Genomic DNA, 15,392 nt, shown 5'->3' with positions numbered 1-15,392 from the left:
CCGGCTGTGCTCACTTACCGTCGAGAGCTGCGTGCGCAGCCGCCAATCGGGCCACGGGAACACGCCTGGGGGAACACGAGACGTAATGCAGCCCGACCGAATCGAGGAACGCGATGGACTCCGGGTCGCCTCCGTGCTCACCGCAGACGCCCAACTTGACGTCGGGGCGCACGGAGCGCGCATTGTCTGCGGCCAGGGAGACCAGGGCACCGACCCCGTCACGGTCGAGTACCGCGAACGGACTGTCGGTCAGCAGTCCGTGCTCGAGGTAGTGCGCGAGCATCGTCTTCTCGACATCGTCTCGCGAGAATCCGTACGTCAGCTGGGTCAGATCGTTGGTGCCGAACGAGAGAAATTGCGCCTCGGCGGCCAATGGTGCCGCGAGCAGCGCAGCCCGCGGAGTCTCGATCATGCTGCCGACGAGATAGGGAACCGTGACCCCGGTGTCCGCGGCGACCGTCTCGGCGGCGCGGTGCACCTGTGCGATGGCCTCGGTCAGCTCCCCTGGCAGAGACACCAGCGGGATCATGACTTCGAGTGCAGGCGTGAGTCCCTCGGCATTCACCGTGACCCATGCGCGGAACAATGCTTCCGCCTGTGCGGGGTAGAGGCGGGTCTGCACCATGGCGAAGCGCACCCCGCGTAAACCGAGCATCGGGTTCGACTCGTGTGTGGCAGCAGCTCGTTCGGCCTGGGCATCGTCTCGGTAGTGCCCGTCCGACGGCAGAAATTCGTGCAGCGGTGCATCGAGGAGCCGGACGGTGATGGGCCTGTCGCCCACGACGCGCAGCAGTTCGGTGAAGTCCGATTGCTGAGCCGCCGTCAGAGCAGCGATCGCCTCGATCTCCTCGGCTTCGCTCTCGGCGAGAACGAGCCGCTGCACCAGCGGCAGTTGATCACCCAGGAATTGATGTTCGGTGCGGCACAGCCCGATTCCCTCGGCACCGAGACGGAACGCGGTCGCGGCGTCTTCGGCGTTGTCGGCGTTGGTGCGCACACCCAGTTCACGGATCTCGTCCGCCCACCCGAGTAACACCTCGAGCTCCGGCGATGGTTCCGCGGGCCGGATCGGCACGGCACCTGCGTAGACGTCGCCGGTTCGGCCGTTGACGGACACTGTGTCACCCTCGGACAGGGTGATGCCGTCGGACGTCACGGTGGCGGCACCGAGGTCGATGCGTAGTGTCGTCGCCCCGCACACGGCCGGACGGCCTGCGCCGCGCGCGACGACAGCCGCATGCGACGCCAATCCACCGTTGGACGTGATCACCGCGGTCGCGGCGAGCAGGGCGGGGACATCTGCCGGGCTGGTCTCCGACGCGACCAGGATGACGTTCTTGCCTTCGGCGGCGAGCCGGAGGGCCCGCTCGCTCGACAGGGCGATCTCGCCGATCGCTGCGCCCGGCGACGCGGGAAGACCATGGGCGAGTAGTTGTTCCCGGCCGCTGAGCGTGAGCTGGGCGTGGAGGAGGTCCTGCATCAGATCGGGTTCGAGCATGCGGACGGCCTCGCTGCGTCCGATCGACTGACCGGTGGCGAGATCGACGGCAAGATTGGTGACCGCACGTGGGCCCGGGTGTTCCAGCGCGCCGGCGCTGAGCAGTGCGAGTTGGCGGTCGCGGACCTCGAACTCCACTTCGGCGACCGCGCGGAGATGCGGCTCGAGCGTGGCGAAGATCTGGTCGAGAATCTGCACGCCACCGGGAGTGTGGGTGAGCGGTGCGCCCGGACCGGGGTTGGGGTCGGCCCGGCGAACTCCGAGATGAAAGACGCCGTGAGGCGCGTATTTTCCGCTCTCCAGGTCGCGACTGATCGCCGACCCGTATCCGGACTCGTCCCAGGAACCGAGCCGTAGGGCGCGAACGTGGAGAGCGATTCCCAGGTCGCCCGGCAAAGACAGGGCTTTGCGCGCCCGCTGTCCGCGTGGAGAGGCCCAGCGGGCGAGCATGGCTTTCGCGGCGAGGCCGAGCTGTTCGGCAGGATCCGTGGGAAACGCTGCACCGGTGGACTTCTCGATCAACTCGAGAAGAGCCGGTACGCGAGCGCGGCTGTCGGGGTGGTCGTCGTCGAGGTCATCGAGATCGTCGGTGTCGATCTCCAACGCGCCCTCGGCGACGAACCGAAGGTTGGCAGCCCAGGAGTCGTAGATGTCGCGCTCTCGTCCGATCACCTCGACGAGTGCGTCGATGTTGCGGCTCGACAGGCCGATGACCGAGATGGCGGGCGGCAGCGCGGACACTGCCACCGGAGCACTGCAGCGCAGATGCATCAACATGGGCCTGCGTTCGGTACGAACCTCGGGCCAGATTCCGCGGACTGCCAGCTTTTCGAGCAGATCGATTGCAGTGGAGGCGGTCTCGCGGTTCTCGAGTCCGGTACCGGACCCGATCGGCACGGTCAGCCCCGGCACCACCGGCAACCCGAGCGCCACGAGATTGTCCATCTCCACACCGTGAACACCCAGTACGTCGGCACCGAGTCCCCGGGCCCGGCCCTGACCGTATGGCACAGCCGCTCGTGTCGAAGCATGAATGACGTTGTCGGACACGGTCATTCTGGGCTACCGGATACAAGCTTCTCTTCGAGGGCCTCGTCCTCGGCCCGGGTCATGCCCAGCATCATGAGAACGTGCTGATGCAGCCACATCCACACGGTGTGGTAACCGTCGGTCAGAGGCGACGTAAGAGACGCGGTGTCGCCGTTGTCGAAGCGCTCGAGCGCCACGACGAGTCGCTCGCGGTAGTCCAGGAGCGGGGGACACTGCTTGGCCGACCGGCGGAGCATCTTGGCCACGTCGGTGTGAATGTCTTCGAGCTGATCGCGGATCTTCGCGTCGTACTGCGCGTCCGAATGGTCGTTTGCGGAGCCGTCGGGGCGGCACTGCCATGCGGTGCACAGTTCGCGCAGGCGACGGTTGACCGGAAGGAAGACATGGAGCAGGTCGGTGACGGCCCTGGCCTCGTCGCTGCCCTCGGGGAGGCGAACCTGCGCTCCCGCGTGGGCGATACCGGCCTGTGTCGGCATGACGACGGGTCCCTTCGCGACGGCATCTCCGGCGTCGACCACTGCCTGCAGTTCGGGCGTGATCGGGCCGCGGACCATGCCCTTGACCACCAGATCGACCAACTCGCTCGTGACGACGGTCGGTGCGGACGTGTTGATCGCGAGGTCGTTCATGGTGTTCCTCGTTCTTCTCCGGTCCCTGTCGGGACGGTCATCGGCGAGTGATCTGGCACTCGCTGTCAGGGGACTGTGACGGTGCTCATAACCTACCCAATTAGTAGTGGATGTCAAGAAACAACAGCTAACTATGTACAGACTTGGCTCGACGTAGTTACTTGACAACAAGTCGTCTAACATCGATAGGGTGATTGTGATGGCCGCCACTCGGCCGTACAGCAGACGAAGTGAGGCTTCGAATGAACGACCGGCACGAGCTCTACATCGGCGGTAAATGGGTTCCGTCGTCAGGCGGTGGAACGATCGACGTGCTGGAAGCGGCAACGGGACAGCTGCTGGCTCGGGTACCGGCCGGCACCGAATCCGATGTCGACGACGCCGTCGCCGCAGCGCGTTCCGCCTTCGGCGAATGGTCCCAGTCGACGATCGCCGAACGCGTGAGAGTGCTGCGGCAGATCGCCGACGGGCTCGTCGAGCGTGAGACCGAGCTCGCCGAGATGATGGCGCGCGAAGTCGGTACGCCCATTGCGCGGTCGCGGACCGTGCAGGTCGGACTGGGCGTCACGATCTTCCGATCGATGGCCGACACCCTCGAGGGCATCTCGCTCGAGGAGCGCCGAGGTACGTCGCTGATCATCAAGGTGGGTATCGGCGTCGTCGGAGCGATCACCCCGTGGAACTACCCGCTCTATCAGCTGGCAGCCAAGGTGGCACCTGCGATCGCGGCTGGTTGCACCACCGTGGTCAAACCCAGCAGCGTCGCGCCGCTGGCGGCGTTCGTCGTCGCCGAGATCGCCCACTCGGCCGGGCTGCCGCCGGGCGTGCTGAACATCGTGACCGGTGCGGGCGGCCGGGTCGGGGAGCGATTGGCCGGCCATCCGGACGTCGACCTGGTGAGCCTCACCGGTTCGACTTCGGCCGGTGCCCGCGTCGGACAGGTAGCTGCAGCCGGAATCAAGAAAGTGACCCTGGAGCTCGGCGGCAAGTCCGCATTCATCGTCGCTCCCGACGCCGACCTGGACGCCGCGATCACCGCAGCAGTTCGGGGCTGCTACGTCAACAACGGTCAGACATGCACTGCCACCACACGATTGCTGGTTCCCGCCGAGCGCATCGACGAGGTGGAGAAGAAGCTGGTGGAACTCGTGGGGTCGCAGACGGTCGGCGACCCTCTCGACGAGTCGGTGGACATCGGACCGATGGCGTCGCAGGAACAGCAGCAGTCCGTGCTGAAACATCTGGCAGAGGTGCCGCAGGGCGCGGTCTTCCTGGTCGGTGGACCCGGCGACGTCCAGGGACTCGACGCGGATCTGCGATCGGGATTCTTCGTGCGCCCGACTGTGGTCTCCCGCGTGGACAACACGTCCGCGATCGCGCGCGAAGAGGTGTTCGGTCCCGTCCTCACCGTGATCACCTACGACGGCATCGACGACGCGGTCGAGATCGCGAACGACTCCGACTACGGACTCTCGGGAGCGGTGTTCGCCGGCGACGACGACGCCGCGATCGCCATCGCTCGCCGGTTGCGCACGGGCCAGGTCTCCGTCAACGGTGGCCGGTTCAACGCGGCCGCACCGTTCGGTGGCTTCAAGAAATCGGGAATCGGCCGTGAGCTCGGGCCGGACGGCCTCGACGAGTACTTCGAGACGGTTTCGCTGCAGCTGCCCGCGAAGGCGACGTGACATGAGTGCCGACGATCATCGGGAGATCACGAAGCTCATGGCCCGCTTCGCGCGCGGAATCGATCTGCGGGACTGGGCTATGTACCGGTCGGTGTTCACCGACGACATCGAGATCGACTACACGAGCTACCGCGCGGGCAACGGTGGTCCGTTCACGGCGGACGACTGGGTGCAGCGAGGGCGGATGCTCTTTCCGGGACTCGCAGCGTCGCAGCACTTTCTGTCCAATCTCGACATCACCGTCGACGGCGACAGCGGAACGGTCATCTCGTACGTGCGCGCGGAGCACGTGCTCCCCAACACGGGCGGGGACGCGATGTTCACCATCGGCGGCTACTACACCGATTCGCTTCGGCGGGTCGACGGTGAGTGGAAGATCTGCAAGAAGCAACTGACGGTGCTGTGGAACTCGGGGAACCCGCAGATTCTGGCCATGGCCCGAGAACGTGCGGCCGCCTTGCTCGCAGACGTCTGACCGGTTCGGCACCGACCGCCGTCACAGGTCACGAACCGGGTCGGTGCCGTCCCAGTTCGTGGCGGCGTCGGCGACGCGACGGTACAACGCCAGAATGCTCGGCCGCGGTTCGTAGATCTCGACGAGATGTCCCAGTTCGCCGCGGGCATCGTGGAACGCAAAGCTGTTTCCGTTCGGCGTGGTCGAAGAAAACAGTGCGGGCCAGCCGCTTTCGGTGAAGATGCGTTGCTGCTCGGCGAACGAGTTCACCATGATCGCGACGTGGTGAACGCAGTGTCGTGCCGTCGTGGTCTCCGCGAACTCCGGTGGAGTTGCCGCATGGGTCTGCACCAATTCGATCTGGGTGCGCCCCCACTGGCCGTAGGCCGAGGTGTGATCGAACGCTCCGGGGTTGTGCCGGACGAAGAACGGCCCTGCTCCGGTGCGGGACGAGAAGTCCGCGGCCGCCTCCCGTGCGTCATCGACCATGTAGGCGATCTGTACGACGCTGCCCAGCTGATACTCGCTCATGGGCTTCTCCTTCGGAGACCTCGGCCAACTTGGCATCGACTATAAATACTCCGCCGGCGCGGAAGGCCGGTTTCCGTGCCAACGCCACTCGAATGCGTTCTGTTTTGGCACGTCAGTGCACAAAACGAACTTCCTCGGAATGCTGGACTTATTCATGTACATAGTTGAGTATGACGTAGATAACAACAGCAGCATTCAAGTTACTCACCTCACGTAGGTAGGATTCCATGACAGATGCGCTGAGCATCAGCGGTCTCTCCAAGACCTTCGGCGGTCATCGGGCACTCGACGACGTCGAACTTCTCCTCGCACCCGGCGAGATCCGCGGACTGGTCGGACAGAACGGGTGCGGCAAGTCCACTCTCATCAAAGTGCTTGCCGGCTATCACGATCCAGACGACGGCGCATCGATTGCGGTCTGCGGTGACGAGCTGCATCTCGGCATTCCGGGCAGCGGCGAGGCGGCCGGTCTTCGCTTCGTTCACCAGGAACTCGGACTGGTCGAGAGCCTCGACGTGGTCGACAACCTCGCGCTCGGACACGGATACAAGACCACCGCCATCGGCACCATCGACTTCAAGGCGGAGCGTGCTCGGGCCAAGGCGGCTCTGGCCGAGCTGGGTGTCGACCTCGCCCTCGACAAGCTCGCCGGGGCGTTGACCATGAGCGAACGCACCATGCTGGCCATCGCCCGTGCGGTCCAGGATCGCTCGGGTGAGGCCCGTGTGCTGGTACTCGACGAACCCACCGCCAATCTCCCTGCTGCAGAGGCGGTCCGGTTGTTCGATCTGGTCCGTCGAATCCGCGACCGCGGGGTGGCCGTGCTGTTCGTCTCGCATCACCTGAACGAGATCTTCTCGCTCTGCGACAGTGTGACGGTCATGCGAGACGGCAAGATCGTGACCACGAGGGCCCTCGACGGTCTCGACGAATCCGGTCTCGTCGAACTGATGATCGGCCGCCGCGTCGAGGAGTTCCTCGCCGAGCCGGAGGAGACCACCGACTCCCTCGGTGTCCCCGTTCTGCAGATCGTCGACTTGTCCTGTGGCGCAATGGAAGAATTCAGTTTCTCGATTCGTTCCGGTGAAGTACTCGGCATCGCCGGCATCACCGGCTCCGGTCGAGAGCAGATAGTGCCCGCGCTCTTCGGTGCGGAGACCCGCGGCGGCACGATTACCGTGGACGGGAAGACCGTCGAACAAGGTCGCCCGGACCTGGCGATGTCGGCGGGTATCGGCTGTGTGCCGGCCGAACGCCTGTCCAACGCAGCGTTCGCAACAGCGTCGTTGCGAGAGAACGTGTCGGTTGCCGATCCGTGGGGTTTCGCCAAGGGCGGTCTGGTGCGCGTCAAGCGTGAGAAATCCGATGTGGCGCACTGGCTCGAACGTCTCGGAGTGCGGCCCACGGGTGATACCGAACGACATCTGAGCACCCTCAGCGGCGGCAACCAACAGAAGGTCGTGCTCGCGCGGTGGCTGCGTCGCAATCCCCGAGTGCTTCTCCTCGACGAGCCCACACAGGGCGTCGACATCGGCGCGAAGGCCGACATTCACGCTCTTGTGGACGCCGCCGCTCAGGCCGGCGCAGCGGTACTGGTGGTGTCCACGGACCACGGCGAGCTCACCCGACTCTGCGACCGGGTGATCGTGCTGTCCGTCGGCCGTGTTGTCGACGAATTCTCGCGGCCCCGGATCGACCCCGATCGGCTGACCGCCTCCACGTTGAAGAAACCTGCTCCCGCCGCGTCCCTCGCCGGCACTCGGACTCGGTGAAAGGATCACCATGACAACACAATCCCACGAAGAAGCGGCGGCCGCGCCCGCGAGCCCACCATCGGGCGGAAGCGACGGCGCGGGTGCCCGAACCAAGGGGCGCACGTTCTCACTCGGACTCGATCGCTTCAGCGGTCTGTACGTGTGGGTCGCCATCATCGTGCTGTTCGCGATCTGGATTCCCGACACCTTCATGACCCAGGGCAACTTTCGCATCGTCGCCGGTGATCAAGCGATCACCGCCATCTTGGCCATCGGCCTCATCGTGCCGTTGGCCGCGGGTGTGTTCGACCTGTCCATCGCCGGCGTCATGGGGTTCTCGGTCGCGATGGTGTCCTACCAACTCTCTCAGGGCATCAGTACGCCTGTCGCCATCGTCACCACCCTGCTGTGCGGCGCGCTGATCGGTGCCGTCAACGGCTTCGTCGTGGTCAAACTGCACGTCGACTCGTTCATCGCGACCCTCGGTATGTCGAGCATCCTGCTGGCCGGAACGTACTGGGTGACCGACGGAAAGCAGATCACCGAGGGCTTCACCGACGGCTTCCTCGACATGGGCAGCAAGCCCTTCCTCGGCCTGCCGCTGCCGTTCTTCTACATGATCGCCGTCGCTGCGGTGATGTACGTCCTGCTCGAGAAGACACCGTTGGGCCGCTACCTGTACGCCACCGGCGGCAATCGTCAGGCAGCACGACTCGCCGGATTGCGTGTCGAACGAATCATGTTCGGTGCCTTGATGACTTCGGCAACGATCGCTGCGCTCACCGGGGTGGTGCTGGCTGCCAAGCTGGGCACCGCCGCGCCCGATATCGGGCCGTCGTACCTGCTTCCCGCCTTCTCCGCCGTATTCCTCGGCTCCACCCAGATCCGCGCCGGCCGCGTCAACGTACTCGGCACGCTGATCGCCATCTACCTTCTCGCCACCGGCGTGAAGGGCCTGCAACTGGCCGGCGCACCCAGCTTCGTCAACGACCTCTTCAACGGACTCGCCCTCATCGTCGCCGTCGCGCTCGCCGCGCGGACCGCTCGCCGCAATTAGTTCTTCGAAAGGAACTCACGTGAAAACCACTACTTGGACGAAGGCGTTGGCCGGCATTGCCGCCGCGAGCCTGGTCCTGACCGGCTGCAGCAGCTCGGAGGACACGACCACCGGCGAGGCGGCAGACGTCGCCGGTGCGCAGGCGGTCGCCGACCAGTACGAGGCCGCACCTACCGATCTCGTGCTGACCACGCCGTTGAGCAAGGCACCGGAGGAGGGCAAGTACGTCATCAGTATCGAGACGCCCCAGCCCATCTCCAGCGCCAAGAACGACGCCATTCAACAGGCCGCCGACGTACTCGGGTGGCGATACCAGCGTGTTCTGATGGGTACCGACGCCGAAGCGGCACCGAAGGCCATGGATCAGGCCATTGCCCTGAAGCCGGACGCCATCCACATCTCCGGCACACCGTTGACGATGCTGTCGAAGCAGATCGCCTCGGCCGAGGCCGCCGGCATTCCGGTGGTTGCGGACAGCATTGCGGGAGAGCCGGTTCCGGGTGTCATCTCCACCGCTCTCGACGGCGATGCGCAGGTGCAGGAGTGGGGCAGGATGGTGGCCAGTCAGGTGGTAGCGGACAGCAACGGTGAGGCCAATGTCGCGATCTTCTCGATCACCGACTACTCGATCCTCAACGTCTTCACCGATGCCTTCACCGCGCAGCTGGAAAGTCAGTGCCCGGACTGCAAGGTTCAGCTCGTCAACCAGCAGGTCACCGATCTCGGAACCAAGACCCCGCAGAGCGTCGTCAGCACGCTCCAGCGTGACCCGACCATCAACTACGCGGTCTTCTCCTTCGGGGACCTCGTCCTCGGTGTCGATGCGGCACTGCGCGGAGCGAGCCTGCAGGATCAGGTCACGTTCGCCGGTCAGACGCCGACGCCGGACAACCTGCAGTCGCTGAAGGACGGCGACAACAGTGTGTGGGTAGGTTTCCCGGTCCAGATTCTCGGCTGGCGTGTGCTCGACACGTTGGCCCGCCAGTTCAACGGTGACGATGTCGCCGAAGCGGACGCGGCGTTCATGCCGACTCAGTTGCTGAACAAAGACAACATCGAGGCGGCGGTGCTCGACGAGGAGACCGGTTACTACGTGGGTGTCGCCGACTACCAGGATCAGTTCAAGACGCTCTGGAAGAAGTAGATTCGCATGATCCACGCGGCAGCCGAGCGCATCGTGTCGTTGTCGTCCCTGTCCGCGATCGAGGTACCGCCTCCACAGTTCGTCGAATTCGCCGCCGCGGGCGGGTTCGACGCGGTGGGTGTCCGAGCGGCGCAGACCGGGCGGGACAGGGGATTTCAGCTCCCTGCCGGGTCCGCGCTGCTCCGAGATACCAAGTCCGCTCTGGCGGACAACGGGATGCGCGTGCTCGACGTCGAAGTGGTGAAACTGCATCCAGGGAGCTCACGCGGTGATTGGTCGGCGGTGCTCGATGCCGGCGCGGAACTCGGCGCTGACCATCTTCTCGTCACAGTGCTCGACGACGATCGGGTTCGCGCCGAGAGCAACTTCGCGGAACTCGCAGAACTGTCCGGCGACTACGGACTTCGCACCTGCCTGGAACCGATGATCTTCTCGTCGGTGCGGGACGTGACGGCGGCCGCAGCATTCGTCGAGGGTGTGGCCGGCCGGGCGGGCGTGCTCGTCGATGCGTTGCACTGGGCGCGTGCGGGTTCCGAGGTCGCCGACATCAGCGCCGTCGCGGAGGATCTGCTGCCGTACTGCCAGCTGTGCGACGCGGTGTCGGCAGCCCCGTCGACGGATCCGAACGCGGCCATCACCGAGGCCCGAACCCACCGTCTGGCACCGGGCACGGGTGCCCTTCCGCTCGTCGAATTTCTGCGCGCACTCCCGGCGTCGGCTGCCGTGAGCGTGGAAGCACCCTCGGCCCGGAGCGTCACCGATCCGGGCGGGTGGATCGTCGAACTCGGCCGGGCGACGCGGACGGTGCTCGACAGGCTTGCGGACACGAATGAGAAACTGTACTCATGAGCAACAAAGTTGATGCCGACCGGAAAGCGAACGCTGACATGACATCTGCCGTCGAGAACAAGTTCGTCCACGTCGTCGCACCCAAGGAAGCGGAGACCGTGGTCGAGGATACGGTGACACCGGCCCCGGACGGGGTGGTCGTCGACATTCGCTACTGCGGCATCTGCGCGACCGACACGCACGGATACGCGTCGGCAGCGTTGCCGCCTGCGGTGTTCGGACATGAATGGACGGGGACGATCAGCGCGGTCGGTGCCGAGGTGACGACGGTGCGTGTCGGGCAGCGTGTGGTTGCGGGCGTCGGGCCGGCGTGCGGGGTGTGCGCTCAGTGTCGCGCCGGGCACGCGGCCAACTGCGATCTCGCGTTTGCGGAGGCCAACGGAATCACCGACGATGCACCGGCCCACGGTGGCTTTGCCACCAGGTTGAAAGTGTCCGCACGGCGAGCGATTCCGGTGCTGGACGCGCTGACCGACGAAGAGGCCGCGTTGATGGAGCCGGCTACCGTGACGTTCCATGCCGTCAAGCGCGCGGCCATCACGCTCGGGTCGATCGTCGTGGTCCAGGGCGCAGGACCGATCGGCTTGTTGACCGCGCAGCACGCGCGCACCGCCGGCGCCGGTCGAGTGCTGGTGAGCGAACCGTCGCCCGCGCGTCGTTCGGCGGCAACCGATCTGGGCTTCACCGACGTGGTGGAGCCCGGGGACCTCGCTACTCTGATCGATGACGTCACCGACGGTCTCGGTGCCGACGTGCTGTTCGAATGCACCGGCGTGGCCGCGCTGTTCCAGCCCTCGGCGGAGTTGGTCAGGCGAGGTGGAACGCTGGCGCTGCTCGGCTACCCCGGAACGGACTCGTCGGTGAGCTACGGGGATTGGCAGTCCCGAGAACTGACGGTCATCGGTTCGCTGGCGTACTCGCACGAAGACTTCAAGGGCGCGATGACGCTGATCGCCGAGGGCCGAATCGACGTGAAGTCGTTGCATACCGGGACGATCGGTCTGGGTGAGCTCGTGAACATGTTCGACGAGCTCGACAGCGGCACCAGCACCCATGCCAAGGTGCTGGTCGACCCGAAACTCTAGAGGCCTGCGGGGACCGGGACGGTTTGGCCGCTGCCGCAGGTTGCGCCGCCGTCGACGGGGATCGCCGCCCCGGTGACGAACGATGCGAGCGGAGAGGCGAGGAAGGTGATGACCTCGCCCACCTCGCGGGCGGTGCCCCAACGGTGCAGGGGCACCATACTTTTGAGCGACTCGTAGCGATCGGGCGTGTTCTCTTCGATGCGCTTGGTCATTCCGGTACTGATCGGACCGGGGCAGACCGCGTTGACACGAATGCCGTCGTTGGCGAGGTCGAGGGCGAACGACCGCGCCATGTTGACCGCACCCGCTTTCGCTGCGGCGTACGGCCACCGGTTCGGTTCCCCGCCCAGCGCGGTTGCGGACGCGGTGATGACGACCGAGCCACCTCCGGAGCGACGGAACGCCGGAATTGCTTCGCGCACACCGAGAGCGACAGCGCGGAGGTTCACGTCGACAGACCGGTCGAACACGTTCATGTCTAGTGTCTCGATCGAGCCCGATGCCGCAACTCCGGCGTTGAGTACCAGGATGTCGAGTCGTCCGAACGACGACTCGGCCTGTTCGACCGCGGCGCGGTTGTCGGCGGAGCGGGTGACGTCACCGACGAAGGCCACCGCATTGTCGTTGCCCGCCAACCAGTCCAGCGACTCCGGGGTGGTGTCGAAGGCAACCACCGACCCGCCACGTTCGAGGATGATTTCGACTGCGGCACGGCCGATTCCGGACGCTGCGCCGGTCACGACCGCCACCGAACCGGCGGTCACGACGGTTGCTCCAGCTGCACCGGACGGGGAGCCCCCTCGATGGTCGACGACGGGCAGGTGCTCTCGGACACTGCGGGTTTCATAGTGCACTCGCTTTCGGCGGGGTCAATTCTGCGGCGGTGTCGAGCAGGGTGGCCAGTCGTGCCGGCACCGCAGCCCAATCGGCGGGTGAACGCATGTCGTCCCAGAAGTTGACCTCGACGATCAACTGCTCCGCGCCGGCGGCGATCGCGGTCCGGATGTCCTTCTCGACACCCTCGATGCCCTGACCGGCCGAGCCGACGGCATCCGTCGGTCGCTGCAGATAGGACCGCAGGAACAGCCGGACGGGATCCAGACCGGCCGGCCGCATTCCGGCCATGGTGTCGAGTTGGTCCAGCAGTGCGTCGGGACTGCCGCTGCTCGGGTTCCAGATGTCGAACAGTGCTGCGGTGCGTGCCAATCCGGTTGCCGACCGGAGACCGGACAACAGTGGTGGATGTGGTTGCTGCACGGGTTTGGGTCGAACGACGGAGCGGGGGATGGTGAAGAATTCGCCGTCGAACTGCACGGGATCAGGACCCCAGCACGCCTGAACGGCGTGCACGAGTTCACTCATCCGTCGACCACGGGTACGCGGATCGACATCCATCTGGGCGTGTTCCTCGTCGGACCAGCCGGCACCGAGGCCCGCGACGAGACGCCCGCCGGAAAGGACGTCCAGAGTGGACAGTCGCTGTGCAAGTTCGATGGGACGGTGGTAGCCGGCGACCAGGATGCTGCTGCCGATCGTGACCGTCCGAGTGCAGGCCGCCACGTACGCCATGAGTTCTGTGGCACCGAGCACCGAGCGGTAGGCCGGGTGGACGCTGGTGGTGTGGCGACCACCGTAGATCGATTCGTTCTCTTCCGGATAGAACAGGTGTTCCTGAACCCACAGGCTCGCGAACCCGAGTTCCTCGGCCGAGATGGCGAACTCGCGCACCGCACCGACATCGACGTGTTCGCCGAGCTGGGGGAGGCTCAATCCGATACGGAGACTCACAGGACGGTCACCGTTCCGGTGTTGCCGTCGACCTCGATCATCGCGCCGTCGGGAATCCTGGACGTGGCGTCCTGCACCGACACGGCACAGGGGATGCCGAGCTCGCGGCAGACGATCGACGAGTGGGTGATGGTGGCACCGACGTTGACCACCACACCGCCGGCGAAGACGAACAGTGGCGTCCAGGCCGGATCGGTCTGCGGCGCAACGATGATGTCGCCTTCGGCGAGATCGCCGACCTCGTACGGATCGTGCAGGATTCGGGCACGGCCACGGCTCACGCCCGGTGCGCCACCCACACCGGACAGCGCGTCGCCCGGCGCCGCGATCTGTGCCTTGTGCTCGGTCCGCCTGGGCCACTGCGACAACGGGATTTTCTCGAACAGGAAGAACGGTGGTTCGAGGTCGAACAGTGCCAGGTATTGCTCACGCCGGTCCGCAATGGTGTCCACGAACGACTCGGGGTCCGCCACGAACGCGTCGAGCTCGTCGTCGAGCAACATGGTGACGTCGTGGTGATCGCCCATGACTCCTCGATCCACCATGCGATGGCCCAACTCGTACAGAGCTGTCCGCATTTCGCCCATGACCTTCACGCATGCGGTCTTGGTTCGTTCACGCCACGGCATGAACTTGGTGATGGACTTGGCTGCGTCGAGAAAGCTCTGCCGAGTGGCGTCGTCGGGCATCTTGGCTGCGAGTTCGGCGGTGAGCGCGATGCGCTTGGCCTGGTTACGCTCTCGGATGAGCTCCGGGTCGTTCTCGGTGGGGCTCATCCGCATGCCGTTGACGGCAAGCAGCGCCAGGACCGGCTTGGATTCCCAACTGTCCGAGCGGATGTCCCATTCGTTCGGTGCGCGCGATCCGTACTTGTAAAGGAAGTCGTCGAAGTCCGTTCGGAACTGTTTCGCGTCGGGGGTGCCGCTCGCGTCTATGGCCTCGAGCAACGTGGCGAGGCCGTCGTCGAACAGAGCGGTCAGTTCTGCAGACCCGGCGACGAGGCGGCCCATGCTCCACAGCGCGTAGGAGGGCTCCGCGGAGTCGACTCCGCCGAGGCCGCTGAGAAGATCGCCGAGCTTGTCTGCCTCGCCGATGGATTCGAGCAGCGCGCCCGCCACGGCCGGCCCCATCGTCGACAGGGTGGTGGTGACGGGGTGATAGGCGTAGCAGAAGATCAAGTCCGGAACGAAGGAGCGGGCGTGATCGACGAGCGCCTGGTCACTCATGGCCGTGACGTCGGGACGATTCGCGCGCGCGAGATCGGCACGGTGCTTGGCTTCTTCGGCCTCGGGGAACGTATCGGTGGTCAGCGACCACGCGGTCTTCTCCGCCAGGCCCGCGGTCAGTTCGGCGTTCTGGTGGCCGGGCTTCTCGACGTACTCGGGGATGTCCGGATGGTCGCCGACCCACAGGCTGTTCCAGACCGGGACGGTCAGTCCGGGAAGTCGGGCACCGTTGAGTTCTGTCATCGAGAAGTTCGTGTAGTGGTACCCGCCGAAGTTGCCGATGATCTCCGGCATCTCCTCGTCGATCTCGGACGCGAGGTGAGTCCCGAGGTGCTCGACGTAGCCCTCACGCCAACCGATGTTCAAACCCTTGTTCCACACGAGGGTCACGTTGAGCGGACTCGACGGGTCGGGCAGAACCTCACCGGCGTTCGCCCGTGTGTAGACCGGGTACCGCTCGCTGAACTCCCAATCGGTGATCCAGCTGTCGGGATTCTGGTCGCTGCTCATCGGGTCCTCCTCATCCGTGGTCGTGGACTGTATTTCAAGTCACACTATAGAAACAACGGGTCAATAGAAACATGCACAGAGATATTGCGCAGCAGTTTGAGAAGCTGATTCCCGAGGTGGATCCGCTGTACT

13 protein-coding genes are annotated in these 15,392 nt (G+C 65.3%); 7 read left to right on the top strand and 6 right to left on the bottom strand.

From position 1 onward, the window contains the following. Nucleotides 1–10 precede the first annotated feature (10 nt). Both CH266_RS16285 and CH266_RS16280 read right to left on the bottom strand, forming a co-directional pair. A complete protein-coding gene (locus CH266_RS16285) occupies nt 11–2,509 on the bottom strand; it encodes a putative PEP-binding protein (RefSeq protein ID WP_230598285.1) in 2,499 nt (832 codons plus the stop codon). A 41-nt stretch (nt 2,510–2,550) separates the two neighbouring features. Continuing rightward, nucleotides 2,551–3,177 (bottom strand): hypothetical protein, encoded by a 627-nt coding sequence (locus CH266_RS16280; protein ID WP_032369190.1) that lies wholly within the window; start codon nt 3,175–3,177, stop codon nt 2,551–2,553. Between the two features lie 242 nt (nt 3,178–3,419). Between CH266_RS16280 and CH266_RS16275 the strand changes: the two genes are divergently transcribed. Both CH266_RS16275 and CH266_RS16270 read left to right on the top strand, forming a co-directional pair. After that, the gene (locus tag CH266_RS16275) at nt 3,420–4,862 is read left to right on the top strand and encodes an aldehyde dehydrogenase family protein (RefSeq protein WP_032369189.1); all 1,443 of its coding nucleotides are present in this window, start codon (nt 3,420–3,422) and stop codon (nt 4,860–4,862) included. Nucleotide 4,863: 1 nt separating this feature from the next. Continuing rightward, entirely contained in the window at nt 4,864–5,337 is a 474-nt protein-coding gene (locus tag CH266_RS16270; protein WP_032381486.1) for a nuclear transport factor 2 family protein, read from the top strand. A 21-nt stretch (nt 5,338–5,358) separates the two neighbouring features. On the opposite strand, the gene CH266_RS16265 is transcribed toward CH266_RS16270, so the two are convergent. Further along, on the bottom strand, nt 5,359–5,847 hold the full coding sequence (locus CH266_RS16265) for a VOC family protein (RefSeq protein ID WP_032381487.1): 489 nt from the start codon (nt 5,845–5,847) through the stop codon (nt 5,359–5,361). Between the two features lie 227 nt (nt 5,848–6,074). Between CH266_RS16265 and CH266_RS16255 the strand changes: the two genes are divergently transcribed. The 5 genes from CH266_RS16255 to CH266_RS16235 are packed head-to-tail and all read left to right on the top strand — an operon-like array spanning nt 6,075 to nt 11,736. Continuing rightward, nucleotides 6,075–7,619, top strand: a complete 1,545-nt coding sequence (locus CH266_RS16255; RefSeq protein ID WP_094715714.1) for a sugar ABC transporter ATP-binding protein — start codon at nt 6,075–6,077, stop codon at nt 7,617–7,619. Nucleotides 7,620–7,629: 10 nt separating this feature from the next. Beyond that, nucleotides 7,630–8,658: an ABC transporter permease gene (locus CH266_RS16250; RefSeq protein WP_052053442.1), complete on the top strand. Its 1,029-nt coding sequence runs from the start codon at nt 7,630–7,632 to the stop codon at nt 8,656–8,658. 19 nt (nt 8,659–8,677) lie between these two features. Continuing rightward, a complete protein-coding gene (locus tag CH266_RS16245) occupies nt 8,678–9,802 on the top strand; it encodes a sugar ABC transporter substrate-binding protein (RefSeq protein WP_032369185.1) in 1,125 nt (374 codons plus the stop codon). A gap of 6 nt (nt 9,803–9,808) precedes the next feature. Next, nucleotides 9,809–10,651, top strand: a complete 843-nt coding sequence (locus CH266_RS16240) for a sugar phosphate isomerase/epimerase family protein (protein ID WP_032381490.1) — start codon at nt 9,809–9,811, stop codon at nt 10,649–10,651. Continuing rightward, complete coding sequence (locus CH266_RS16235; protein ID WP_230591691.1) at nt 10,648–11,736, top strand: zinc-dependent alcohol dehydrogenase; 1,089 nt, start codon at nt 10,648–10,650, stop codon at nt 11,734–11,736. The genes CH266_RS16240 and CH266_RS16235 overlap by 4 nt, the downstream gene beginning before the upstream one ends. Here CH266_RS16235 and CH266_RS16230 read toward each other — a convergent pair. The 3 genes from CH266_RS16230 to CH266_RS16220 form a co-directional block, all read right to left on the bottom strand. Then, complete coding sequence (locus tag CH266_RS16230) at nt 11,733–12,500, bottom strand: SDR family NAD(P)-dependent oxidoreductase (RefSeq protein WP_094715792.1); 768 nt, start codon at nt 12,498–12,500, stop codon at nt 11,733–11,735. The two genes, CH266_RS16235 and CH266_RS16230, sit on opposite strands and share 4 nt — an antisense overlap. A gap of 79 nt (nt 12,501–12,579) precedes the next feature. Then, the gene (locus CH266_RS16225) at nt 12,580–13,524 is read right to left on the bottom strand and encodes a TIGR03619 family F420-dependent LLM class oxidoreductase (protein ID WP_032381491.1); all 945 of its coding nucleotides are present in this window, start codon (nt 13,522–13,524) and stop codon (nt 12,580–12,582) included. Then, the gene (locus CH266_RS16220; RefSeq protein ID WP_032381492.1) at nt 13,521–15,260 is read right to left on the bottom strand and encodes a PEP-utilizing enzyme; all 1,740 of its coding nucleotides are present in this window, start codon (nt 15,258–15,260) and stop codon (nt 13,521–13,523) included. The genes CH266_RS16225 and CH266_RS16220 overlap by 4 nt, the downstream gene beginning before the upstream one ends. Nucleotides 15,261–15,392: the final 132 nt, after the last annotated feature.

The organism is Rhodococcus sp. 06-1474-1B, assembly GCF_002258885.1.
GTDB classification, from domain to species: Bacteria; Actinomycetota; Actinomycetes; order Mycobacteriales; family Mycobacteriaceae; genus Rhodococcoides; species Rhodococcoides fascians.
This window is presented reverse-complemented; position numbering and strand designations above follow the sequence as displayed.